Raw genomic sequence first — 23,037 nt, 5'->3', positions numbered from 1 at the left:
GGTCAGCCGATGAGGAGGGCCGTGGGCAGCAGGAGCGCGCCCGCGCAGAAGGCGAGCAGCCCGGTCCGGATCCACTGGTGCTTGCGGACGGCGATCCGGCTGTTCGCGGCGAGGGCCGCGCGGAGCGCGGCGGCGGGGTCGTCGTCGGTGGCGGCGAGGGCTTCGGCGAGCCGGCCCTGCCGGTCCGCGGAGCGGACGTCCCCGAAGTAGGAGAGGGGCACCCCGGCCCACCATTCGGTGCTGAGCGAGCGGGGCAGTACGGCCAGCAGCAGCGCGGGCAGCGACACCGCGAGCGCGACCGCCCCCGCCCACCACACGACCCGGCCCGGCGCGGACAGCAGGCCGGGCTGCCAGTGCCGTCCGGCGAGCTGGGCGCTGAGCACCCCGGCGGTCATTCCGAGCGCTCCGACCAGCAGGGACGCCTTGCTGTCGGCCCGGGCGATCTCGACCCGGAGGTCGGCCAGCAGCCGGGCGGCGGCCTCGTTCCCGTCGCCGCTCACCGGGGGTCGTCCGGGTCGAACGGTTCGGCCGCGGGTGGATCCGCGGGGACGAACTGCCCCAGGATGCCCTCGACGGCACTGAACGACAGCTGCTTGATCGCCTCCAGCTCGAAGGGCTCCGCCCCGCCCTTGTCCAGCACCGCCTGCACCAGCGCCACCTGGGCTTTGACCCGGTCCCTGTGGTCCTGGGCGAGACCGGTCATCGCGTCCTTGGAGTCGTCCGGGTGCCGGGCCAGGTGCAGGGCCCAGGCGTCGACCCCACCGCGGGCCAGGTACTCGCGGTAGAAGGCGATGCGCTTGGCCTCGTACTCCTGGACCTCCAGCTGCCCCTGCTGCGTGAGCACGTCCGCGGCCGTGGCGTGCTCGATGCCCTGGAGGTGCCGGGCCTGCGCGATGTTGTCCGCGTCCCTGCGGATGCGTACGGTCCAGCGCACGCCCAGCCCTTCGTCCGCGCCGAGCCGGGCGTGCCCCAGGGCGGAGAGCACTTCCGCCTCGGCCTCGGCGCTCGCGGCGATCGGGAAGCGGCGGGCGACCGGGCGGGCCGCCCGCTCCAGGGCGCCGAGCAGGAGGCGGGGGACGTCGCGGTGGCCGCTGCGCACGTACAGGACCGGGTCGGTGACCCGCCAGTCGAGCTGCACGGTCGCGTCGAACTCGTGGGCGTCGTCGCTGCTGGGGAGCGGGACCAGCGCCTCGACGGGGTGGACGCCCATGTCGACTTCGTAGACGGCCGTGTACCGGCGCCGGATCCGGCGCGGCCGGTGCGGGGGCAGGTACGCGTCGTAGGTACCGCGCGCCGTCGAACAGACCAGGGCGTGATCGATGCGGGTCGGGACGGTGCGGGCGAGGGCGTAGCGGCCCAGCTGGCGCACGGTGAGCACCGGGTCGACGAGCGGGGTGTGCCGGTCGGCGTGCTGGTCCCAGTCGGGGGTGCGGAGCAAGGGGTTGTCCATGGTCGGTCTCCTCTCAGACGGGAGCGAGGGCGCGCAGGCGGGCGGCCGCCGCGGGCGGGGGGCGGCCGTCGAGGCCCGGGACGGTGGCGAGGAGGTGGTCGAGCCGGGCGGCCTCGCGGCTGTCGGTCACGAGGGCGGGCAGCAGGGAGGCCAGGACGTGTTCCGTGCCGGGATCCGCGTCGGCGGCCCGCACCCAGCCGTGCAGGATCTCCTCGGCGCGGCGGCCGCGGTCGCGGTCGTGGTCGCCGAGAGCGGTGCGCAGGAGGAGGGCGATCCCGTCGGCGGCCGCCGTGCCGCGCCCGTACCAGGCCAGTACGGGCGGGCAGCGGAGGTCGTCGGGGCGGGAGCAGGCGTCGAGAAACCCGTCCAGGGCGAGGGCGCGTGTGGAGGGGTGGTCGCCGAGGGTGCGGCACAGCTCGGCGAGGACGGTGTCCTCCGCCGGGGAGAGGAGCAGCAGGGCGACGGAGTGGGGCAGTTCTTCGCTGATCCGCTGGTCGGGCTTGTCCAGCTCGGCTTGCCGGCGGGCCTGGGCCCGCAGGGCCCTGAGGGTGTCCACCGGCCGTTCCGGGCCGATCAGCCCGTGGGCGCGGACGGCGACCCAGCAGCGTTTCGGCGCGGCGCTGTCAGCGCTCCAGCCGTCGATGATCCGCGGGATGTTGGGAGCGTCGATCCGGTGGGCGAGGGTGAGGGCGCTGACGGCCGTGAGCTGCTGCCGGGGCTTCGCCGAGTCGGCCCAGCGTTCGATGACGAGCGCCATCGCGGACGGGAGGTCGGTGAGCGCCAGGACCGCCACGGTGGCGGCGGCCCGGGTGCGGACGAAGGGACGTCCGTCGACGGACAGGTCGTCGAGCCATCCGGTCAGTGCGGGGCGGGCGGCGGGGTGGCCGGTCCACACCTGGTTCAGCAGGACCCGGGCGGTCCTGTCGTCCGTGAAGGAGGCGTTGAGCTGGAACACCTCACCCCACTCGGTTTCCACCTTCCTGCGGTCGATCCGCGCGCGGGCGGTCTGGAGGCGTTTGGCGATGTGGGTGCCGAACACGGGTATGCGCTGACCGTGTTCCGGGTCTCCGGTCCGGCGCAGCTTCTCGTACAGCTTGTCGCTGAGTTCGGCGGTCAGGGGATACGGGCCGTTGTCGAAGGCGGCGAGGGCGATGAGGAAGGCCTGCTCCCGCAGGAGCATCGTGTCCTCGGACTCCTCGAACCACTCCTGGACCTGCCGCTCCAGCGCGCGCTGCGAGTACTCGTCGATCTCGACCGGGTCGGCCCGGACAAGGGCCTCGGCGTATCCGGCCACTTCGCGCAACTGGTGCTGCCGGGAGAGGAACGAGGTGACGGCGCCGAGGCCCAGTAACCGGTCGGCGGTGCCGGCGTCGACCCGCCGGTGCAGCAGGGCCGTCAGTACGGCCCGCGCCGGCGGCGGCTTCCACAGGGCGGGCTGGACGGTGTCCTCGATGTACGGGCTGTGGCCCGTCGTGATCACGAGGTAGGCGTTCTCGTCACGCAGGCGGTCCGCGACCGCCAGCAGCTGCGTCTCGCGCAACGGCTGGTGACGGGTGGGCTCCAGACCGAACAGCACATGTCCGCGGTGCTTGCCGGGCGTGATGTCTTCCGGCTTCGTGTCGCGGTCCACGGATTTCACCGGTGCGACGCCCAGTGCGCGCAGCAGCATCAGGGCCGCGGTGCGCCGACCGGTGTGCGGATCACCGCTCAGGACCAGGACGTGCTCCGCGCGCAGCCGCTCCACCCAGGCGCTGAAGTCGGTCCCCTCCGTGACGAAGCCGTCGGCCAGCCGGTCCAGGGTCTCCTGGGGGATCGTCCCCGATGTGGGGGTCGAGCCGTAGCTCCCGTAGTGGTGGAGGTGTACGCCGCCGCTGATGTCGTGCGCGGCGACGCCGTGGTTCACGCCGTCGAAGCGCATCGAGGGCGGGGCGTGGTCGTTCAGGTCGCGGCGGGAGTCCCAGGCCTGCTGGGTCTGCTCCTGCGCCTGCTCCGGCTCCGCCGGTGCGTCCGGTTCTTTGGGCGCTTCGGGTGCTTCGGGCTCGGCGCTCACCGCCGGTCTCCGGGGTTCCCGAAGGTGACGCCGCCCTGGATCTGGTGCGCGACCACGCCGTGGTTGGTGCCCCGGAAGTCGACCCCGGCCCCTGAAGTCGGGGCGGACGCGGGCGCCGTCGGCTCGGCGGGGGTGGCGGGGGCGGCGGGCGCGGAGGACGTCGTCGGCGCTCCGTGGAGCCACGCCGACAGCGGGCCGTTCTTGCTCTCGATGCCGACCCGGTGGAACCGGTCCGCCGGGATTCCGGTGTGGTTGTGGCGCACGATGCCCGCGTACACCGATTCCGAGACGCAGAGCGCGTAGTCGTCCGTGCTCTCCCGCAGCGCGGCCCGCAGCGGGTCCCCGTCCAGCAGGCGGTAGGCCTGGTTGAGGTCGCTGCCGACCCCTTCACCGTGCTCATCGATGAGGACGAAGCCCGTGGCCAGGACGGCGCGCAGACGGATCTGGGCCGAGTCCGCGGCCAGCCGGTTCACCGAGCGGAGTTCGGCGGGAACCGTGGTGAGCAGGGTGCTGAGCAGCGTCGTGAGGGGAACCGAGGAGTCGATCAGCTCGGTGATCGCGTCGCCGCGGTCGGCGCGCCGCCGCAGGGTCTGGTCGACCCCCACGGCCAGCAGCGTGCGGTCGACGATGCCGTAGAGCATGCGGCGCAGGTAGGTCTGCTGGACGTCGTCGCGGTCGCTGAAACGTTCGGTGTCGATCAGGAGGATCGAGTACGGCAGGGGATGCGCGGGGTGCGGGGTCGTCGTCATGGGAGGAGCGTGCGGCAGCGGCGGGCCGCGGCGTGAGGTCGTATGACCCTCCCCGAGTGTGACCGTGTGCACTGAAGGGCCGGCGGGTCAGCCCGCGGACGGCGGCTGGGACCGGGCGATCCGGCGCAGCACGTCGGGTCGTACGATCACCAGCGCCCGGCGGCCGGTGCTGACCACGCCGCGGTCACGGAGGTCCTTCAGCGCGCGCTGCACCATTTCGCGGGAGGCGCTGACGGCGCCCGCCAGCTCCTGCTTCGTCAGCGGAACGGCCACTTCCACGCCTTCGTCGGTACGCCTGCCGTGGATCTGGGCCAAGTCCAGCAGCAGCACGGCGAGCCGTTCGCGCACGCTCAGGGAGGCGAACTCCAGGGCGCGCCGGTCCGCGGCCCGGCTCCGGTCGGACACGAGGGCGGCGAGCTGGAAGAAGGCCTCCTGGCTGCGGCCGAGGTAGGCGCGGAAGGTCTCGTGCTCGATGACCACCGCGTGGACGCGTTCGAGCGCGGTGACGGTCGCGGACCGGGGACGCCGGGTGAGGGCGGCGGATTCGCCGATGATGTCCCCGGGGCCGCGCAGGGCCAGCAGGGCCTGGTAGCCGTTGGCGTGCGCGGCGGTGACCTTGGTCCAGCCGCGCAGCACGAGCAGCACGTGGGCCGTGGGCTCGTCCTGGTGGAGCAGGGTCGCGCGGGCGGGGTAGGTCACCTCGCGCCCCAGGGCCCGTAACGCGGCGCCGTCTGCGTCCTCCAGCCGTGCGAGGAAGGGGACCCGGTCGTCGAGCCCGCCGTCCCCGCTCATGACATGCGCTTGCCCGGTCATCCGCTGTCGCCCCCCGTCCCGGTGATCAGGGCGGTCAATGTACTGAACACCGGGTGCGGGCGGTCGCGGAACGCCGAGATCAGCCGGATGTGCGGCGCCGGCGCAGGCCGGCCACGGTGACCGACGTGAGGGCCAGGAGGGCGAGGGCGCCGGCGGTGAGGCCCGGGGTGAGACCGCGGGGGGTGAAGGAGCAGGAGAGCGCGGTGGTGTCCGGGGTGACCGGGAGGGAGACCAGGCCGTGGAAGGAGGTCGGCGCGGTGGTGCGGGAGCCCGTCGTGCACTGCCAGCCGGGGACGTCGGTCATGGCGAGGACGGCGGTGCCCGAGGCGCCGCGGGGGAGGGTGGCTTCGATGGAGTGGCCGCCGGTGGTGACCTTGGTGGCCCCCGTGGCGGTGAGGTGGGAGACCGCCGCCGTCAGCTTGGCGCGGTCCAGGCAGCCGACCGGGGAGCGCGGGGCGCGGGCCTCGGTGCGGGTCTCGACGGTGACCTCGACGCGGCCGGAGGCGGGGACCGGGCCGAGCTTCATGACGCCGGTGACGCGGTCCTCGACGGGGCGCCGGGTGCCCTCGTGGACGACCGTGCCGTAGAGGGCGGGGGAGTACCAGAACAGTTCGGAGCCGGGGGTGCACCGGGCGGTGTACGTCTGTGCGGTGTCCGTCCCCGTCCGGGTGGTTCCGGGGACCTCGTAGACGGTGGCGCCGAGGACGTCCTCCTGGTGGGCGTACACGCTGTCGGCCGGGTTCGGCGAGGTGTAGGGGGCGCTGCGCAGGGTGACCAGGGGTGGGGCCGGGAAGCGCTCGGCCGTCCAGGTGTTCGCGGCGTCCCCCGGACGGACCCGTGCGCCGATCGAGAAGATGGCGTCGAGGACCGGGTTGTCGGCGCCGAAGATGGTCCGGCCGTCGTTCTTGTAGCCGTAGCCGAGCGGTTCGAGCGCGCGGTACGTCGCCTCGGGGAGGTAGCTGCTGTAGTACTGCGGGCCTTCCGCCCGCAGGGCCAGCGCGTCGTTGTACGAGGTCTGCGGCGCCCCCGAGTCGGTCCGGTAGGCGGGCCAGCCGTCCACCTGGCGGACGGCCTCGGCGTGCCGGGCGATCGAGGCGTTCGAGGTGGCGGCCGGGGTGGCCCAGCGCTCGCGGGCGCGGCGGGAGTCGGCGTTCACCGCGGCGAGGGTGGACTCGGCGAGGACGACGCCGACCATCAGGACCGCCGCGACGGGGACCGGCCAACGCCGCTTCCCGCCACGGCCGAGGCCGAGGAGGAGCAGGGCGAGCAGCGAGACGCCGCCGCCGCCGAGGACGGCGGCCCAGGTGGCGCCGCCGAAGTCGTCGGTGTGGCGCAGCACGAAGGTGGCCGCTACCAGCAGGGCGGCGCTGAGCGCCAGGTGCAGCGGGCGCGGCCGGTGCGCCAGCGCCAGCCAGGCCAGCATCACCAGCATGCCGCTGAAGACGAAGGCCTCGCGGTACGGGTTGCCGTTCGGGACCGCCAGGCCGTGCCACACGTACTGGGTCGGCGGGAACTGGAAGGAGGCCGCCACCAGCACGGTCGCGGCGCCCCACACCAGCCGGGTGCGCCGGGCCACCTCGGTGTTCAGCAGGAAGGACCCGGCCAGGATCAGGCCGAGCGAGGCGATGTAGAGCCGGGGCCGGCCGCCCCACAGGTGGGTGGCGGGCAGCATGCCGGTGAGGAAGACCTCGATGCGCTGCGGGTGGAAGGCGGAGACGTCGGTGGGCTGCGCGGCGCCGCTGGAGAGGAAGGACGGGAGCAGCAGGGGGAGGGTGAGCATGATGCCCACCGCCGCGGCGCTCGCCGCGCGCCCCACGGCCCGCAGCCGCGCACCGGACTCCATGTCCCGCGTGCCGAGACGGATGGCGAGCAGCACGCAGGCCGCCATCGTCGCCATCATCGCGGTGTAGAAGTTGCCGTACCAGGCCAGCGCGACGAGGACGGCGACGCCCGGCCAGCGGCGCTGCTCCAGGCACCACTCGACCGCGATCCCGAGCATCGGCAGGGCCACCAGGCCCCACAGCCACATCGGGATGTACGAGGCGTCGCTGAGCGCCCACCCGCAGAGGCCGTAGCAGGCGCCCAGCACCCCGCGCTGCCACCAGGGGCCCCGGGCCAGCTTGCCGAGGTAGAGGGCCATCAGGGCCGCCGCCAGCCCCATGGTGAGCGGGGTGACCAGGAACACCGCGAGGTCGACGCGGGCCCGGGGGACCAGCACGGTCAGCCAGGACACCGGGTTGCCGAGGTAGGTGTGGTAGTCGGAGAGGAACTGCTGGCCGAAGCCGCCGCGCCAGGTGAAGAGGAGGTCCCCGGCGGCCTGTCCGTGCACCAGGTCCCACAGGGCGCGGTGGAACGGGACGTACTGGTTGGCCTGGTCGTTCAGCGCGCGCCCGGTGTCGCCGAAGGGGTAGGAGCCCCGCAGCGCCCAGGCCGAGCAGAACGCGGCCGTGGTGACGACGAAGGCGAGCAGGGGCGCGGCCAGGCGGCGCAGGGCGGGCCGCAGGCGGCGGCGGGCGGGCCGGCCGGGCTCGGGGGGCGGGCCGCCGACCGCTGTCCGCTCGGATGCCACGGTGCCCAATGTCTCGCTCCTGGTGCTCGGCGGCGCACTGTTCGTGTGCGCTGTTCCATGATCGGTACGATGGATGGTTTCGGGTAGTTTAAGCGGCCGCGGCCCGCGTCCCGGGGGGCGGTGGACCCGGCGGGGGCATTTGTTTTGACCGGAGTGAATGCGGTAGGTACGCTCAGACCTTGTGCCTGGGGTGTGCCTGGGCTCCCGTGCGTGTCCATCAACCGCACGCGAGCCGAAACTGGCCGCCGTTATCCGTAGGGTCTCCGCGCTGAGCGGGGGCTGAGCGGGTACGACACACCCGACCGCGTGGGTCGGCAAATGTTCCAGGTTAGCTTCACTAACGGCACACAGAAACCGGAGAAGTAGTGCCTACGATCCAGCAGCTGGTCCGTAAGGGCCGGCAGGACAAGGTCGAGAAGACAAAGACCCCCGCGCTTGAGGCTTCGCCCCAGCGTCGCGGCGTCTGCACGCGTGTGTTCACGACCACCCCGAAGAAGCCGAACTCGGCGCTCCGTAAGGTCGCGCGTGTGCGTCTGACCTCCGGCATCGAGGTCACGGCCTACATTCCGGGTGAGGGACACAACCTGCAGGAGCACTCGATCGTGCTCGTGCGTGGTGGCCGTGTGAAGGACCTGCCGGGTGTTCGTTACAAGATCATCCGCGGTGCGCTTGACACCCAGGCTGTCAAGAACCGCAAGCAGGCCCGCAGCCGCTACGGCGCCAAGAAGGAGAAGTAGAAATGCCTCGTAAGGGCCCCGCCCCGAAGCGCCCGGTCATCATCGACCCGGTCTACGCATCCCCCTTGGTGACGTCGCTCATCAACAAGATCCTCCTGAACGGCAAGCGCTCCACCGCCGAGCGCATCGTTTACGGCGCCATGGAAGGCCTCCGCGAGAAGACCGGCAACGACCCGGTCATCACGCTGAAGCGCGCGCTGGAGAACGTCAAGCCGTCCCTCGAGGTCAAGTCCCGCCGTGTCGGTGGCGCCACCTACCAGGTGCCGATCGAGGTCAAGCCCGGTCGCGCGGCGACCCTCTCGCTGCGCTGGATCGTGGGCTACTCCCGCGCCCGTCGCGAGAAGACCATGACCGAGCGCCTCATGAACGAGCTCCTCGACGCCTCGAACGGCCTCGGCGCGGCTGTCAAGAAGCGTGAGGACACGCACAAGATGGCCGAGTCCAACAAGGCCTTCGCGCACTACCGCTGGTAGTCCCAACCCACATCGAGACCGAGAGAAGACTGAGCCGATATGGCTACCACTTCGCTTGACCTGGCCAAGGTGCGCAACATCGGCATCATGGCTCACATCGACGCGGGTAAGACGACCACCACCGAGCGCATCCTGTTCTACACCGGTGTGTCTTACAAGATCGGTGAAGTCCACGACGGCGCTGCCACGATGGACTGGATGGAGCAGGAGCAGGAGCGCGGCATCACGATCACGTCTGCCGCGACGACCTGCCACTGGCCGCTCGAAGACGTCGACCACACCATCAACATCATCGACACCCCGGGTCACGTCGACTTCACCGTCGAGGTGGAGCGTTCGCTCCGCGTCCTCGACGGCGCCGTCACCGTGTTCGACGGTGTCGCCGGTGTGGAGCCGCAGTCCGAGACGGTGTGGCGTCAGGCCGACCGTTACGGCGTGCCGCGCATCTGCTTCGTCAACAAGCTGGACCGCACCGGCGCCGAGTTCCACCGCTGCGTCGAGATGATCAAGGACCGCCTCGGTGCGGTTCCGATCGTCATGCAGCTCCCCATCGGTGCCGAGATGGACTTCCAGGGCGTTGTCGACCTGGTCACCATGAAGGCGTTCGTCTGGTCCGCCGAGGCGACCAAGGGCGAGATGTACGACATCGTCGACATCCCGGACACCCACAAGGAAGCCGCTGAAGAGTGGCACGCCAAGCTGGTCGAGACGGTCGCCGAGAACGACGACCAGATCATGGAGCTGTTCCTCGAGGGCGTCGAGCCCTCGGTCGAGCAGCTGCACGCCGCCGTGCGTCGCATCATCATCGGTTCCAAGGGTGACAGCGGCGCCACGATCACCGCGGTGTTCTGTGGCACGGCGTTCAAGAACAAGGGCGTCCAGCCCCTGCTCGACGCGGTCGTCCGCTACCTCCCGTCGCCCCTCGACATCGAGGCCATCGAAGGCCACGACGTCAAGGACGCCGAGGTCGTCGTGAAGCGCAAGCCGTCTGACGACGAGCCCCTCGCGGCGCTCGCGTTCAAGATCATGCGCGACCCGCACCTCGGCAAGCTCACCTTCGTCCGGGTGTACTCGGGCCGCCTGGAGGCCGGCACTGCGGTGCTGAACTCCGTCAAGGGCAAGAAGGAGCGCATCGGCAAGATCTACCGCATGCACGCGAACAAGCGTGAGGAGATCGAGTCGGTGGGCGCCGGTGACATCGTCGCCGTCATGGGCCTGAAGCAGACCACCACCGGTGAGACGCTGTGTGACGACAAGGCACCCGTGATCCTGGAGTCCATGGACTTCCCGGCTCCGGTCATCCAGGTCGCCATCGAGCCCAAGTCCAAGGGTGACCAGGAGAAGCTGGGTGTCGCCATCCAGTCTCTCGCGGAGGAGGACCCCTCCTTCCACGTTCACTCGGACGAAGAGACCGGCCAGACCATCCTCGGCGGTATGGGCGAGCTGCACCTCGAGGTGCTGGTCGACCGTATGAAGCGCGAGTTCAAGGTCGAGGCCAACGTCGGCAAGCCGCAGGTCGCTTACCGCGAGACGATCCGCAAGACCGTCGAGCGTCACGACTACACCCACAAGAAGCAGACCGGTGGTACCGGTCAGTTCGCCAAGGTGCAGATCGCGATCGAGCCGATCCTCGAGGCCGACGGTCCCGCGTACGAGTTCGTGAACAAGGTCACCGGTGGCCGCATCCCGAGGGAGTACATCCCCTCGGTCGACGCGGGTGCGCAGGAAGCCATGCAGTTCGGCATCCTCGCGGGCTACGAGATGACGGGCGTCCGCGTCATTCTTCTCGACGGTGGCTACCACGAGGTCGACTCCTCGGAGCTCGCCTTCAAGATCGCCGGTTCGCAGGCCTTCAAGGAGGCCGCGCGCAAGGCGTCGCCGGTACTGCTCGAGCCGATGATGGCCGTTGAGGTCACCACGCCCGAGGAGTCCATGGGCGATGTCATCGGTGACATCAACTCCCGCCGTGGCCAGATCCAGGCCATGGAGGAGCGTCACGGTGCTCGCCTCGTGAAGGGCCTCGTGCCCCTTTCGGAGATGTTCGGCTACGTCGGAGACCTCCGCAGCAAGACCTCGGGTCGCGCCAGCTACTCGATGCAGTTCGACTCCTACGCCGAGGTTCCCCGGAACGTCGCTGAGGAGATCATCGCGAAGGCCAAGGGCGAATAACTCTTCGGAGTGCACGCTTTAGGCTTGTCACCGGAGCCTCTGGGGCAACAGGAGCAACCCTCCCTTGCCCCGGAGGGACCGGCTTTCCAGCAAAGATCACCTGGCGCCAATCTGTTAGGCGTACAGAACCACTCTCCAGGAGGACCCCGTGGCGAAGGCGAAGTTCGAGCGGACTAAGCCGCACGTCAACATCGGCACCATCGGTCACATTGACCACGGTAAGACGACCCTCACGGCCGCCATTACCAAGGTGCTGCACGACGCGTACCCGGACCTGAACGAGGCCTCGGCCTTCGACCAGATCGACAAGGCTCCTGAGGAGCGCCAGCGCGGTATCACCATCTCCATCGCGCACGTCGAGTACCAGACCGAGGCGCGTCACTACGCCCACGTCGACTGCCCCGGTCACGCGGACTACATCAAGAACATGATCACCGGTGCCGCGCAGATGGACGGTGCCATCCTCGTGGTCGCCGCCACCGACGGCCCGATGCCGCAGACCAAGGAGCACGTGCTCCTGGCCCGCCAGGTCGGCGTCCCCTACATCGTCGTCGCCCTGAACAAGGCCGACATGGTGGACGACGAGGAGATCCTGGAGCTCGTCGAGCTCGAGGTCCGCGAGCTGCTCTCCGAGTACGAGTTCCCGGGCGACGACCTTCCGGTCGTCCAGGTCTCCGCTCTGAAGGCGCTCGAGGGCGACAAGGAGTGGGGCGAGAAGCTCCTCGGTCTCATGGCTGCGGTCGACGAGCACATCCCGACGCCGCCGCGTGACACCGACATGCCGTTCCTGATGCCGGTCGAGGACGTCTTCACGATCACCGGTCGCGGTACGGTCGTCACCGGCCGCATCGAGCGTGGTGTCCTGAAGGTCAACGAGACCGTCGACATCATCGGCATCAAGGAGACCAAGACCACCACCACGGTCACCGGTATCGAGATGTTCCGCAAGCTCCTCGACGAGGGCCAGGCGGGCGAGAACGTCGGTCTGCTCCTCCGTGGCATCAAGCGCGAGGACGTCGAGCGCGGCCAGGTCATCATCAAGCCCGGCTCGGTCACCCCGCACAAGGAGTTCGAGGCTCAGGCCTACATCCTGTCGAAGGACGAGGGTGGCCGTCACACCCCGTTCTTCAACAACTACCGCCCGCAGTTCTACTTCCGCACCACGGACGTAACGGGCGTTGTGACCCTCCCCGAGGGCACCGAGATGGTCATGCCCGGTGACAACACCGAGATGACCGTCGCGCTGATCCAGCCGGTCGCCATGGAAGAGGGCCTGAAGTTCGCCATCCGCGAGGGTGGCCGGACCGTCGGCGCCGGCCAGGTCACCAAGATCAACGCCTGATCTTGATCTGACCCGGCAGCTCTCCGGAGCGCCAACCACTGAGGGGCCCTTCCCCCGTCGCGAGAGCGACGGGGGAAGGGCCCCTCGGCGTTTTCCACCGCCCGCCCCGGTGCCTTGCCGGGGCGGTGTGTTCCGGCTAGGACCAGCCGTTGTCCTGCGCCGTGTCCGTCACCGGCGCCGCGGCCGAGACCGACACCGTCGCGACCGACCAGCCGTTGTCCCCGGCCACGTCCTGACCCCAGCTGGAGGCCATGGGGGAGTGGCCGATAATGAGGGCCAGCGCCGCGGCCGCGCCGGCGATGAGCAGGGCGATTCTGGCGGAGATCGACTGCATTGTGTGGGTCCTTTTCATGCTGAGAGGTCAGGCCAGCATTGGCTTGAGGGTCGACATGCGGCGCGGATCGGCCAGACTTGATCTCACCGGGTGGCCGGCTGCCTTGTCTTCGAGCAGCTTGCCGCGCCCGAACGCCGCACGGGACCCCCCTTGACCTGCGGTATTCACGTCTGTCGCAAACACGAAGGGTGGCGAAGCCGATGAAGTACGCCGAGAACGGCGCCGCCGAGACGTACGTCCCGGAAGCGGAGCTGTCCCCGGACGCGCTGCGGCTCTACGAGCTCGCGGCGGGTTTGCCCTCCTTCACCCCGGAAGAGGTGGCGGGCGTGCTCGGCCTCGGCGAGCTGGAGCTGTTCGCCGCCGTCGAGCAGCTGGAGGAACTGCGGCTGCTGCGCCGGGACGCCGACAACGCGAACCGGCTGGCGGTCGTCTCGCCGCAGTTCGCGGCGGGCCAGCTGCTGTGGCCGATGGAGCGCAGGATCCGCCGGCAGTCGGAGGCCGTGGAGCGGATCCGCACCTCCTTCGCCACGCTGGCGCCCTGCTACCAGAAGGGCCAGCAGCGCCAGCAGCGCAAGGCCGTGGAACTGCTGACCGATCTGGACGACGTACGACGCCTCATCGACGGGCTGACCGACAGCTGCCAGACCGAGGCCCTGCACGTGCAGCCGGGCGGCGCGCGCGACCCCGAGGCGCTGCAGAAGGCGCGCGGCAGCATGGAGCGGCTGCTGGAGCGCGGGGTGAGCAGCCGGTCGATCTACCAGCACCCGGCCCGCTACAGCCAGCACACGGTGGAGTTCGCCGAGTGGATGATGGAGCGCGGTGCGGAGGTGCGGACCCTCGCGGACGGCCCGGACCGGATGCTGATCTACGACCGCCGGGTGGCGGTGGTCAGCGTGCAGGGCAACTCGGCGCACGCCCTGGCGGTGTACGAACCCAATCTCGTGGCGTTCATGGTGACCTCCTTCGAGACGGCGTGGCGGGCGGCCGACCCCTTCCCGGTGGGCTTCGACCGCGAGTGGGCCAAGCAGGTCTCGGAGGACCTGCGGCACTCGATCGTCCGGCTGCTGACGGAGGGCCTGGACGACAAGGCCATTTCGCGCAGGCTGGGGATGTCGGTGCGGACCGTGCAGCGGCACGTCGCGGAGATCATGCGCTCCTTCGATGCGAAGAGCCGCTTCCAGATCGGCTACCTGGTCGGTCTGGAGGAGGCGGGCGTGCCGGTCGACGGCCGGGGTGCGGCCGGCGCGGGTGCCGAGGAGGGCCCGGACCCGCTCACCACCGGGGCAGGGGCCTAGGGGGGCCCACGTCGCGGCGGCTGTGCCCGAGGGTCATGGCCCGCAGGACGCCGGCCGTGTGTCTCCCGGCGATCAGGGCGTCCAGTACGGCGCCGAGCGCCAGCGCGAGCGCGGGCGCGGGCCGCGGGTCCGCGGCCGGGGGATCGCGCGGGTCCAGCCACTCCAGCCCGGGCGGCGGGGCACCGGGGAGGGTCATCACGTACTCGTGTTCGCTCGCGTACGGGCCCCCGCGCGGTGCGCGGATCCACCAGGCGCTCCCCGCGCCCGGCAGCGGCGGCACCGGCGGGGCGAGCAGCCGCGGGATCCGGCCGGTCAGCCGCGCGACCAGGGCGGCGGCCGCGGCGGGGTCGTCCCCCCGGGAGACGGGGGCGTGCGGCAGGACGGCCGCGCCGCCGGGCAGCATCCCGGCCAGCCAGGGGCCCGGCCGGCCGCCGCCGGACGGCGCGGGGGCGCGGGCGTAGACGTAGCACCGGACGGCCGCCGGACGCGGGCCGCCCGGCGCCTCGGCCGTCAGGGCCGGCACCGTCACCGCCGGGCCGGTCACCGCCGGGGGAGCCGGTCCGGGAGGCCGAGCAGCAGCAGGGCCAGGTTGACCCCGGGGCGGCCGAACTCCTCGTGGTAGCGGTCGATGACCACGTTCTCCTCGGCCAGCGAGGTGCGCGCGCCGCCGGAGGTGACGCGGGCGTGGGTCCGCTCGCGCGCGGCCTCGGCGCGGCGGCCGACGAGGTGGATGATCTGCTGGTCGAGGACGGCGATGTCGTCGGGCTGCATGGGGTTCTCCGTTGCGGTGGTCACGGGCGGATCAGAGCGCCGCTACGAGCTCGGGGGCGCCGGGGTCGGCGGGCGCGGCGGGGGCGGCGGGGGCGGTACGGGGCGTGCGGCGCAGGGTGGTGAGGGCGACGAGCCCGCACAGCACGGCCAGCGGCAGCCACACCCAGACGGGGTCGCCGAAGCCGATGAGCGCGATGCCCGCGGAGGGGCCGAAGAACATGCCGATGCCCATCATCGAGTTGCACAGGGCGCTGGCCCGGGTCAGTTCGCGGTCGGGCACCTTGGAGATCAGCCAGGGGTGGAACGAGCAGGAGTAGGCGCATTCGCCGAGCCCGAAGAGGGCGGCGTAGGCGAGCAGGCCGGCGAGCTGGACGGGCCCGGGCCCGAAGGCGGTGGCGAAGGCGGTCAGGAACCCGGCCACCCAGAAGGCGACGGCGACGCGCAGGCCACGCTCCTCGGAGTGCCGCTCCAGCAGCTTCCCCAGGGGGCGCTGACAGGCGACGATCACCACGACGTTGACGGTGAGCATCACCGAGATCCAGCCGATGCCGGTGCCCATGAGCCGGTCTGCGACGAGCGGGACGGTGGCCTCGAACTGGCTGAAGCCGAAGAGGTACGCGCCGAACTGGAAGAGGGCGGCGGTCAGCGTGGCGCGGATCAGCATGCCGGTGCCGAAGGCCGGTGCGACGGGGCCGTCGGCCGGTCCGGCATCCGGTCCGGCGTCCTGCGCCGGTGCCGCGGCCCCGGGCGCCGTCCCGGCCTCCGGGATCCCGGGGACCTTGCGGGCCAGGACCAGGACGAGGGCCACCGGCAGGTACCCGGCCGCGTTCACCAGCAGCAGCCAGGTGATGGCCTCCCGGGAGAAGACGGCGAGGAACAGCCCGGCCACCAGGGAGCCGCCCGCGAGCGTGGCGTTCAGGATCTGGTAGCGGCGGGCGAAGACCGCGCGCCGCTGCTCGGGCGGCACCAGGGAGTTGACGATCGGGATGATCGCGGCCATGAAGGCGCCCTGGCCCGCGCCGCCGAGCAGGGCCGCCGCACCTGCCTCGGGCAGGGTCCCGGCCCCGGTCAGGACGCCGAAGCAGCCGGCCCACAGGAGCAGCCCGAGGAGGGCGAGGGCGTGCCGGGGGATCCGGACGACCGCGGCGGTGAGCAGCAGTGACACGGCGAGGTTGGCCAGGCCGGACGCGCCGTAGTAGACGGCGACCCCGGCCGTACCGATGTCCGGCCGGGCGGCCAGGTGGATGCCGATGAAGGGGAAGACCATGCCGTAGCAGAACGACGACAGGCCGTGCAGGACCAGGATGCGGTTGACCGACCTGCGGCGGAGCGCGGCCAGGGCGTCGGGCGTCGGGCTCATGGGTGCCCTTCCTTCCGGGAGCGGAGACGGAAGCGGAAGCGGGAGGGGGAGAGGGAGGGGGAGTCGGGAGCGCCGCAGGTCAGGCGGCGGGGCCCGGGACGAGGGCGAGGACGCGGGCCGGGCTGCCCGAGCCGCCGACGATGGGCAGCGGTGCGGCGATCAGCACCGCGCCCTGGGCGGGCAGCCGGTCCAGGTTGCGCAGCTGGGTGATGCCGTACTTGTCGGCGCCGTGGAAGTACCAGTGGCAGGGGTAGGGCTGGTCCACGAACTCGCCCGCGAGCCCCGCGTCGGTGCCGACCGTCTCGACGCCGATGCCGATGATCCCGGTCTCCTCGGCGAGCCAGCGGGCGCAGTCGGGGGCGATGCCGGGGGTGTGCCGGCCGTTGAGGAAGGTGTCCTGGTCGCCCTGGCGGGCCTCCCAGCCGGTGCGGTAGAGCAGCCAGCCGCCGGCGGGCAGCGGGCCGTGGTCCCGCTGCCAGGTCTCGACGTGTTCGCGCGTGAGCAGGAAGTCGGGGTCGGCGGCGGCCTCGGCCGAGAAGTCGAGCACGGCGGCGGGGCCGACCAGGCGCTGCGGCGGCACCTGGGAGACGTCGTCGAGGTCGCGGCCCGTGAGCCAGTGGACCGGCGCGTCGAAGTGGGTGCCGGTGTGCTCGGAGAGGCGGATGTTGTTCCAGTAGACGGTCGGACCGGCCTCGTCGTAGTGGCTGATCACCTCGCGCGCGAACGGCCAGGGCTGGCCGCGCTCCGGCGGCAGCTGGATCAGCGGGGTCTCCTCGGACAGCGGCGACGTCAGGTCGACGACCTCGACGGAGCCGTCGAGGAGGGCGCTCAGCAGCGGCCCGAGGGCGGTGGCGCCGGTGGCCGGGGCGGAGGCGGCCGGGGCGGTGGCGGGCGCGGTGCTCATCCGGCGGTCTCCGTGGTGTGGACGATCGTGTTCCAGTGCCGGTAGTCGGGGTGCTGGTCGCGCACCACGGCGTCGTAGAGCTCCTGGAGCTTGCGGGTGGTCACGCCGGGGGCGCCGTCGCCGACCGGGATCCGGTCGATGGTGGTGACCGGCGCGACCTCGGCGAGGGTGCCCGCGACGAAGACCTCGTCCGCCGTGTACAGCTCGGTGCGGTCGATCTCGCGGCGCTCCATGGGGATGCCCAGCTCGTTCGCGGCGAGTTCGCCGAGGGTGGCGACGGTGATGCCTTCGAGGACGCCGCTGGTCCCGGGCGGGGTGACGAGCTTGCCGTCGCGCAGCATGACCACGCAGGAGCCGGGCGCCTCGGAGACGGTGCCGCGCTGGTTGAGCAGGAGCGTGGTGTCGTAGCCGTTGCGGACGGCCTCGTGGTGGGCGAGGCGGCTGTTGTGGTAGTTCGCGCCGGCCTTGATGCGCGGCGGCATGCTGTCGTCGCTGATCCGGCGCCAGGAGGAGATGGTGGCGGAGAGCCCGCCGTCGAAGCCGCGGCCGCGGGGGGCGCGGGTGGAGGTGATGTGCGCGCCCGCGTCGGTGGTGTGGCTGAGCGGGTCGCCGTTGGGGCCCATGTTGAAGTAGGAGACGACGCAGACGTGCACGTCCTCCTCGAAGGCGTTGGCCTTCAGGACGTCGAACACGCCCTCCTTCAGCTGCTCGTCGCTGAAGGGGATCTCCATGCGCAGCGACTTCATCGAGCGGCGCAGCCGGGCCAGGTGCTCGTCGACGCGGAAGACCGCGAGGCCCTCGCGGTCGGGGCGGCGGTAGGCGCGCAGGCCCTCGAAGACGTTGGCACCCCAGAAGGCGCCCTGCGAGCGAGCGTGGACGGTGCAGTTCTCCCAGTCCACGACGGAGCCGTTGAGCCAGGCGTGGGTGGGGAGCTGGGGGAGCTGGGGGAGCTGGGGAGCGGTCATCGCGTACTCCTACGAAAGGGGGTGGGGGCCGGGCTCAGACGCCGACGGGGATCCGGGCGTCCGCCGCGGCGGCTTCCCCGGCGGGGGCCGCCGTGGCCAGCGCGCAGCGGGCGAGGGTGTCGCCGTACCGCTCCGGGCGGGCGGCGTCGGCGAGGGCGCCGAGGTGGCCGTCGGGGCGCACGACCAGGCAGGTGCCCTCGGTGGCCCGGTAGGCGGCGCGCAGGACGTTGTCGCGGTCGCGCAGGACGGTCACGCCGGCGGGCATGTCGTCGGCGCTGCCCGCGGCCGGGACGGCCAGTTCGCCCTCGCGCAGGACCACGATCAGGTCGGCGGCCAGGCCGCGGGTATCGGCGAGCGCGCGCTCGGCGAAGGCGCGGGCGGTCTCCCGGTCCGGGGCGAAGTACAGCCCGGTGAACCCGGCGCCGTACAGCTCGCGCAGCCGCGCCGCGCCGGGGGCGGAGATCCGCGCGTCGGGGGCGAAGGCGCCCAGCAGCGGGTGGCGCAGCGCGGATTCGACGACGGGGGAGTCGACGTAGGTGTGCGGTTCGGCCATCTTGCCGCTGTTGACCTTGTCGCGGGCGCCCTGGAAGGGCTGCGAGAGGGTCAGCAGCACCTTGCGGACGGTGCGGCGCAGCAGGTTCGGCGGCACCATGAACTTGATCGTCGCCTCGGTGACGGCCAGGTTCTCCTTCGCGGCGGCGTAGCGCTCGTCGTGGTAGGTGTCGAGGAGCGCGTCCCCGGCGGTCCCGGCGAGGACGAGGGCCAGCTTCCAGGCGAGGTTGTCGGCGTCCTGGATGCCGCTGTTCATGCCGCGGGAGCCGTACGGCGGCAGGGAGTGGGCGGAGTCGCCCGCGAAGAAGATCCGGCCGATCCGGAACTTCTCCACCACGCGCTGGTGGAAGCGGTAGGTGGACAGCCAGTCGATCTCGTAGTCCACGTCGCCGATGACGGCGCGCACCCGCCGGTCGAAGCGGCCGTCGGCGCGCTCCGCCTCGATGTCGGTGTCGGGCGCGAGCTGCCAGTCGATGCGCCAGACGTCGTTCGGCTGCGGGTGCATGACCAGCTGGCGGCCGGGGTTGAAGGGCGGGTCGTAGTGGAAGTGGCGCTCCTTGGCCAGCGGCAGCTTCACCTTGAGGTCGGTGATCAGGAACCGGTCCTGGTGGCTGTAGCCGGTCCAGGCGACCCCGGTGAGCGCCCGCAGGGGGCTGCGCACGCCGTCGCAGGCGACGAGGTAGCGGCAGGTGGCGGTGCGCGGGCCGGCCGGGGTGTCGGCGGTGACGGTGACGCCGTCGGCGTCCTGCGTGACGCCGGTGACCTCGTGCGCCCAGCGGATCTCGGTCAGCGGGTCCGACTCGATCTTCTCCAGCAGCAGCTGCTCGATGCGGAACTGCGAGATGTTGACGAACGGTCCGTAGCCGATGCGGCGGGTGTGCTCGGCGGCCCGGATCTCCTTGCCGCGCACGTACGTACGGGCGGTGGTCCAGGTGACGCCCTCGGCGCCGATGGTCTCGGCGCAGCCGAACTTGTCGAGCACCTCCAGGACGTCGCCCTGGATCAGGCAGGCCTTGGAGCCCTGCTTGCGCAGCTCGGGGTCGCGCTCGAAGAGCACGGACGGGATGCCGAAGGAGGCCAGACGGGCGGCGAGCGCCATGCCGACGGGGCCGGCACCGACGATGCCTACGGGGGTCGGGTCGCTGTTCATGCTGCTGCTTCGCCTTCGTTGGGGGAGCCGGCGGGCGCGGTGCGGGGGCCGGCGTCGGTGTCGGTGTCGGGCTCCTCCGCGACGCTGCGGAAGACCGGGATCCTGCGGACGGAGCTGAGGTACGGGGTGCCCTCGGTGGCGCCGGTCCCCGAGCGGGTGCCGAGCATCCGCACCGCGATCCGGTAGTGGGTCTGGCGCCAGCGGCGCAGCGCTGCGGCGAAGCCGAGCATCGAGGCGGCGAGCACCTCGCGGTCGGCGGCGGTGAAGCGCGGATCGCGGCCGGCGGCGGCGCAGGCCTCGTCGAGGGTCTGCTGGCCCGCCAGGATCCGCTCGCGCACCTCGGGGGTGGAGCGGTAGGCGGGGGAGTCGAGCCGGTCCTGGTCCGGGACCCGGCACAGCGACTCGACCAGCTTGTAGTTGCGCGACTGGATGGCGCTGGCGCCCTCGGTGAAGTCGCGGAACACCCGGAAGGACTCGACCTGCATGGTCGCGAGCAGCGAGAACAGCGGCGCCGATTCGGCGAGCGCGCTCTCGGCCACCGCGAGCTGGGCCGCGGCCGCTCCCGTACGGGCGCCGTCGAGGTGGCCTATGGCCGTACGGATGCTCAGCGCCAGCAGCGCGAACGTCGTCTCGAAGGTCTGGAGCACCCGGATGAACATGTGCTCGTCGTGCGAGACGTAGACGGGCAGCATGCTCAGGCGCAGCACCTGCCGTTCGTGGCCGTCCAGCAGTTCGCCGTCGACCAGCTCCCACAGCTGGGCGGCCTGCCCGGCGGGGTCGTCGGCGGTGAGCCGGTCACCGAAGCCGAGGCGCTCCAGCGCGGGGCGCGCCACGCGGACCGCGAGCCGGTGGCGCTTGTCCACCGCGCGGGCGTCGGGCCGCATCTGCGGCAGCCAGCCGGTGCGCCCCTCGGCGGCGGCCAGCTCGAAGCGCAGCAGGTCGGCGAGGAGCTGCACGGTCAGCCGGTCCCGGGTCACCCGGGCCGCCGCGGTGGCGTGCGGGCCGTCGTCGGCGCTGGGCAGGCCGAGCACGCCGAGGGAGGTGTACGTCGGGTAGTCGTAGCGTCCGTCCCACTTGTCGAGCGCGGTGTCCAGGAAGCGGTCCAGCAGCAGCCGTTCGGACGCGTCGGCGCCGGCGGGGGGCTGCGGGGCGAGCCGCTCGCGGGCCAGGGCCAGCGACTTCAGGGTCGGGTCGCACACGAAGTGCTTGCCGACGAGGTGGAACTCCTGGAGCACGGCGGAATAGGGGAACCGGCCGGGTACGGGATCGGCCAGCCAGTCGGTCAGCTCTTGCACGCTGGGGGTCTCACCTTCGGGAGCGGGACGGGAGCGGGACGGGGGCCGGAACGGGCGGGCCCGGTCAGCGCGCGGAAGGCGCGCACGGCTTCGCAGAGGGCCTCCACGTCGGCTGCGGAGTTGTAGTAGTGGAAGGACAGGCGCACCACGGGCCCGCGCGGGCTGACCGCGATGCCGCGGGCGCCCAGCCAGCCGGCCAGGGCGCGCGGGTCGGCGTCGTACAGCCCGAGGTGGGCGCCCTGGAGTTCGGGGGTCGCGGCCAGGCGGACGCGTTCGCCCCGGGCGGTCAGGGTCCGTGCGGCGCTCTCGATCAGCGCGCCGGTGTGGCGCCGTACGTCGGCCTGGTCGACGCCGTCGAACAGGCCGAAGGCGGCGTTCGCGGCGTAGAGGGCGGGCACGGCCGGGGTGCCGGTCTCGAAGCGGCGCGCTCCGGCGGGGAAGTCGAGCCGCAGCGGGTCGAAGGCCATCGGCTCCACCCGCCCGAACCAGCCGGTGAGCTGCGGGTCCCGGGCGGCGGGCGCGGCGTCGCGGGCGTAGAGGAAGGCCAGGCCGGGCAGCCCGGCGAGGTACTTCATCGTGCCCGCGACCAGGTAGTCGCAGCCGATCTCGGTGACGTCCACCGGCATCACGCCCACGGCCTGGTAGGCGTCGACGAAGGTCAGCGCGCCGGCGGCGCGGCCGGCCCCGACGATCTCCGCGACCGGTGGCCGCTCGGCGTACTGGTAGGTGGACATCGGGACCGAGACGAGCGCGGTGCGGGGGCCGAGGACGTCCGTGTAGTCGGCCGTCCGGACCCGCCCGGCCTCGCGGTCCCCGGTGAAGACCACCCGGGCGCCGCGCGGCCGCTGGGCGAGCCAGACGTGCGCGACGGACGGGAACTCCTCGACCGTGGTGACGATCTCGGTCCGGGACGCCGTCAGGGACAGCGTGGAGGCCACCTGGTAGGCGCCGACGGAGGCGTTGGGCACGATCGCGATCTGCTCGGGGGCCGCGCCGATCAGGGCCGCGAAGCGGATGCGGGCCGTGTCCGCCTCCTGCTCGAACCGGTCCCAGGGCGCGCCGTGGGCGGCGACGGCCTCCTGCATCCGCTCCAGGGCCTCGTCGACCGCGGTGGAGCGGGCGCCGAGGCTGCAACCGGCCAGGTGGACCGTCCGCTCCAGCATCGGGAAGCGGCGCCGGAAGGCGGCGGGCGTCACGGCGGGAGGGGCGGTCGGAGGGGCGGCGGGGCTCATGCCGGGCTCGTCCCGGTGCCGGTTACGGCACCGGCGTCGGTTCCCTCGCCCCCCGCGCCCATCGGGCAGACCGGCCGGGCCGGGCCCTCCAGGTACTCGGCGTACTCGGGCGCCGGTTCGTCCTCGCCCATCGGACCGCTGAGGGTCAGCTCGGTGCGCAGTTCCCACAGCTGCGGGAAGAACTTGTGCCCGATCAGCTTGGCCAGGAACTCCACCGGCGCGCCCTTGGTGCCGACCACGGAGTGGCCGATGACCCGGGTGGCCATCTTATAGTGCTGGGTGCGCCACAGCGAGATCCGCTCGTCCCAGTCGATGAGCGCCTCGCAGAGCCGGTACTCCGGGGTGTCCTGGCCGCTGCGGTAGACCTCGACGAGGTCGGTGCCGCGGGCCTCGGTCAGCCGCCGGAACGCCTTCTCCAGGTCCACGCTGACCAGCCGCGCGGCCTTCCAGCCGGGGGACTCGAAGCCCGACCCGTGCCCCAGGACCGTACGGATGATCTGGAAGTCCCAGGGGGCCAGCTGCCGCATCATCTCCAGCTGGTCGGCGGTCATCCGCGCGCTCAGCGAGGCACGGCCCAGCAGCCGGGCGGCGGTGTCGAGCGCTCCGGCGTCGATCTGCCGGGTGGCCTCCTCGACCTCGTGGCAGGCGAGCTTGAGCCACAGTTCGGTCGACTGGTGGACGACCTGGAAGAGCATCTCGTCCCGGTGGATCATGTCCTCGGGGCGGCGCTGGAGCGACAGCAGCGTGTCGGTCCGCATGTAGCGCGTGTAGTCGTTGTCCCCTTCTCCGTCGAGTACGGGAACCGAATAGTCCTTGGCCACGGTGCT

General features: G+C 72.0%; 21 protein-coding genes. 5 read left to right on the top strand and 16 right to left on the bottom strand.

The window, feature by feature from the left end; translation table 11 throughout:
- Nucleotides 1-2 precede the first annotated feature (2 nt).
- The 6 genes from AC0693_RS03410 to AC0693_RS03385 form a co-directional block, all read right to left on the bottom strand.
- Nucleotides 3-500 carry a Pycsar system effector family protein gene (locus AC0693_RS03410; protein ID WP_478800846.1) on the bottom strand — a complete coding sequence of 166 codons (498 nt, stop codon included), beginning with the start codon at nucleotides 498-500 and terminating at the stop codon, nucleotides 3-5.
- A complete protein-coding gene (locus tag AC0693_RS03405) occupies nucleotides 497-1,450 on the bottom strand; it encodes a hypothetical protein (RefSeq protein ID WP_478738855.1) in 954 nt (317 codons plus the stop codon). Before AC0693_RS03405 ends, AC0693_RS03410 begins: the two co-directional genes overlap by 4 nt.
- A 13-nt stretch (nucleotides 1,451-1,463) precedes the next feature.
- Entirely contained in the window at nucleotides 1,464-3,500 is a 2,037-nt protein-coding gene (locus AC0693_RS03400; protein ID WP_478738857.1) for a hypothetical protein, read from the bottom strand.
- Nucleotides 3,497-4,249, bottom strand: coding sequence for a hypothetical protein (locus AC0693_RS03395; protein WP_478800845.1), 753 nt, complete (start codon nucleotides 4,247-4,249; stop codon nucleotides 3,497-3,499). The genes AC0693_RS03400 and AC0693_RS03395 overlap by 4 nt, the downstream gene beginning before the upstream one ends.
- Nucleotides 4,250-4,336: 87 nt before the next feature.
- The gene (locus AC0693_RS03390) at nucleotides 4,337-5,062 is read right to left on the bottom strand and encodes a Crp/Fnr family transcriptional regulator (RefSeq protein ID WP_469317053.1); all 726 of its coding nucleotides are present in this window, start codon (nucleotides 5,060-5,062) and stop codon (nucleotides 4,337-4,339) included.
- 79 nt (nucleotides 5,063-5,141) lie between these two features.
- Nucleotides 5,142-7,631 carry a YfhO family protein gene (locus AC0693_RS03385; protein WP_478800844.1) on the bottom strand — a complete coding sequence of 830 codons (2,490 nt, stop codon included), beginning with the start codon at nucleotides 7,629-7,631 and terminating at the stop codon, nucleotides 5,142-5,144.
- Nucleotides 7,632-7,996: 365 nt separating this feature from the next.
- Here AC0693_RS03385 and rpsL point away from each other — a divergent pair, with 365 nt between their 5' ends.
- From rpsL to tuf, 4 genes are all read left to right on the top strand, one after another.
- Nucleotides 7,997-8,368, top strand: a complete 372-nt coding sequence (gene rpsL / locus AC0693_RS03380) for a 30S ribosomal protein S12 (protein WP_007265893.1) — start codon at nucleotides 7,997-7,999, stop codon at nucleotides 8,366-8,368.
- Between the two features lie 2 nt (nucleotides 8,369-8,370).
- Nucleotides 8,371-8,841 carry a 30S ribosomal protein S7 gene (gene rpsG / locus AC0693_RS03375; protein ID WP_214946861.1) on the top strand — a complete coding sequence of 157 codons (471 nt, stop codon included), beginning with the start codon at nucleotides 8,371-8,373 and terminating at the stop codon, nucleotides 8,839-8,841.
- Nucleotides 8,842-8,880: 39 nt separating this feature from the next.
- Nucleotides 8,881-11,010, top strand: coding sequence for an elongation factor G (fusA, locus tag AC0693_RS03370; protein ID WP_356412974.1), 2,130 nt, complete (start codon nucleotides 8,881-8,883; stop codon nucleotides 11,008-11,010).
- A 148-nt stretch (nucleotides 11,011-11,158) separates the two neighbouring features.
- The gene (gene tuf / locus AC0693_RS03365) at nucleotides 11,159-12,352 is read left to right on the top strand and encodes an elongation factor Tu (RefSeq protein ID WP_356412976.1); all 1,194 of its coding nucleotides are present in this window, start codon (nucleotides 11,159-11,161) and stop codon (nucleotides 12,350-12,352) included.
- Between the two features lie 136 nt (nucleotides 12,353-12,488).
- On the opposite strand, the gene AC0693_RS03360 is transcribed toward tuf, so the two are convergent.
- Complete coding sequence (locus AC0693_RS03360; RefSeq protein ID WP_469335798.1) at nucleotides 12,489-12,686, bottom strand: hypothetical protein; 198 nt, start codon at nucleotides 12,684-12,686, stop codon at nucleotides 12,489-12,491.
- Nucleotides 12,687-12,874: 188 nt separating this feature from the next.
- Between AC0693_RS03360 and AC0693_RS03355 the strand changes: the two genes are divergently transcribed.
- On the top strand, nucleotides 12,875-13,981 hold the full coding sequence (locus AC0693_RS03355; RefSeq protein ID WP_478800843.1) for a LuxR C-terminal-related transcriptional regulator: 1,107 nt from the start codon (nucleotides 12,875-12,877) through the stop codon (nucleotides 13,979-13,981).
- On the opposite strand, the gene AC0693_RS03350 is transcribed toward AC0693_RS03355, so the two are convergent.
- The 9 genes from AC0693_RS03350 to AC0693_RS03310 all read right to left on the bottom strand — a co-directional run bounded on the left by AC0693_RS03350 (nucleotide 13,959) and on the right by AC0693_RS03310 (nucleotide 23,031).
- A complete protein-coding gene (locus tag AC0693_RS03350; RefSeq protein WP_478800842.1) occupies nucleotides 13,959-14,510 on the bottom strand; it encodes a hypothetical protein in 552 nt (183 codons plus the stop codon). The two genes, AC0693_RS03355 and AC0693_RS03350, sit on opposite strands and share 23 nt — an antisense overlap.
- Before the next feature lie 11 nt (nucleotides 14,511-14,521).
- Nucleotides 14,522-14,776, bottom strand: coding sequence for a chorismate mutase family protein (locus AC0693_RS03345; RefSeq protein ID WP_351045408.1), 255 nt, complete (start codon nucleotides 14,774-14,776; stop codon nucleotides 14,522-14,524).
- 7 nt (nucleotides 14,777-14,783) lie between these two features.
- On the bottom strand, nucleotides 14,784-16,112 hold the full coding sequence (locus tag AC0693_RS03340) for an MFS transporter (protein ID WP_478800841.1): 1,329 nt from the start codon (nucleotides 16,110-16,112) through the stop codon (nucleotides 14,784-14,786).
- A 79-nt stretch (nucleotides 16,113-16,191) separates the two neighbouring features.
- Nucleotides 16,192-17,016 (bottom strand): cyclase family protein, encoded by an 825-nt coding sequence (locus AC0693_RS03335; RefSeq protein ID WP_478800840.1) that lies wholly within the window; start codon nucleotides 17,014-17,016, stop codon nucleotides 16,192-16,194.
- Entirely contained in the window at nucleotides 17,013-17,981 is a 969-nt protein-coding gene (ilvE, locus tag AC0693_RS03330) for a branched-chain-amino-acid transaminase (protein ID WP_478800839.1), read from the bottom strand. Before ilvE ends, AC0693_RS03335 begins: the two co-directional genes overlap by 4 nt.
- A gap of 34 nt (nucleotides 17,982-18,015) precedes the next feature.
- Nucleotides 18,016-19,683 (bottom strand): FAD-dependent monooxygenase, encoded by a 1,668-nt coding sequence (locus AC0693_RS03325; protein ID WP_478738871.1) that lies wholly within the window; start codon nucleotides 19,681-19,683, stop codon nucleotides 18,016-18,018.
- The gene (locus tag AC0693_RS03320; protein WP_478800838.1) at nucleotides 19,680-20,978 is read right to left on the bottom strand and encodes a tryptophan 2,3-dioxygenase; all 1,299 of its coding nucleotides are present in this window, start codon (nucleotides 20,976-20,978) and stop codon (nucleotides 19,680-19,682) included. The genes AC0693_RS03325 and AC0693_RS03320 overlap by 4 nt, the downstream gene beginning before the upstream one ends.
- Entirely contained in the window at nucleotides 20,966-22,210 is a 1,245-nt protein-coding gene (locus AC0693_RS03315) for an aminotransferase class V-fold PLP-dependent enzyme (protein ID WP_478800837.1), read from the bottom strand. Before AC0693_RS03315 ends, AC0693_RS03320 begins: the two co-directional genes overlap by 13 nt.
- Complete coding sequence (locus AC0693_RS03310) at nucleotides 22,207-23,031, bottom strand: tryptophan 2,3-dioxygenase family protein (RefSeq protein ID WP_469335779.1); 825 nt, start codon at nucleotides 23,029-23,031, stop codon at nucleotides 22,207-22,209. Before AC0693_RS03310 ends, AC0693_RS03315 begins: the two co-directional genes overlap by 4 nt.
- Nucleotides 23,032-23,037: the final 6 nt, after the last annotated feature.

Source organism: Streptomyces sp. NPDC043876 (assembly GCF_056435825.1).
This window is presented reverse-complemented; position numbering and strand designations above follow the sequence as displayed.

What these genes read in the sequence shown, in the direction of transcription:
- AC0693_RS03390 (WP_469317053.1), bottom strand. Translation starts at nt 5,062, where the DNA reads ATGACCGGGCAAGCGCATGTCATGAGCGGGGACGGCGGGCTCGACGAC.
- AC0693_RS03405 (WP_478738855.1), bottom strand. Translation starts at nt 1,450, where the DNA reads ATGGACAACCCCTTGCTCCGCACCCCCGACTGGGACCAGCACGCCGAC.
- AC0693_RS03315 (WP_478800837.1), bottom strand. Translation starts at nt 22,210, where the DNA reads ATGAGCCCCGCCGCCCCTCCGACCGCCCCTCCCGCCGTGACGCCCGCC.
- AC0693_RS03340 (WP_478800841.1), bottom strand. Translation starts at nt 16,112, where the DNA reads ATGAGCCCGACGCCCGACGCCCTGGCCGCGCTCCGCCGCAGGTCGGTC.
- AC0693_RS03395 (WP_478800845.1), bottom strand. Translation starts at nt 4,249, where the DNA reads ATGACGACGACCCCGCACCCCGCGCATCCCCTGCCGTACTCGATCCTC.
- rpsG (WP_214946861.1), top strand. Translation starts at nt 8,371, where the DNA reads ATGCCTCGTAAGGGCCCCGCCCCGAAGCGCCCGGTCATCATCGACCCG.
- ilvE (WP_478800839.1), bottom strand. Translation starts at nt 17,981, where the DNA reads ATGACCGCTCCCCAGCTCCCCCAGCTCCCCCAGCTCCCCACCCACGCC.
- AC0693_RS03335 (WP_478800840.1), bottom strand. Translation starts at nt 17,016, where the DNA reads ATGAGCACCGCGCCCGCCACCGCCCCGGCCGCCTCCGCCCCGGCCACC.
- AC0693_RS03325 (WP_478738871.1), bottom strand. Translation starts at nt 19,683, where the DNA reads ATGAACAGCGACCCGACCCCCGTAGGCATCGTCGGTGCCGGCCCCGTC.
- AC0693_RS03360 (WP_469335798.1), bottom strand. Translation starts at nt 12,686, where the DNA reads ATGCAGTCGATCTCCGCCAGAATCGCCCTGCTCATCGCCGGCGCGGCC.
- fusA (WP_356412974.1), top strand. Translation starts at nt 8,881, where the DNA reads ATGGCTACCACTTCGCTTGACCTGGCCAAGGTGCGCAACATCGGCATC.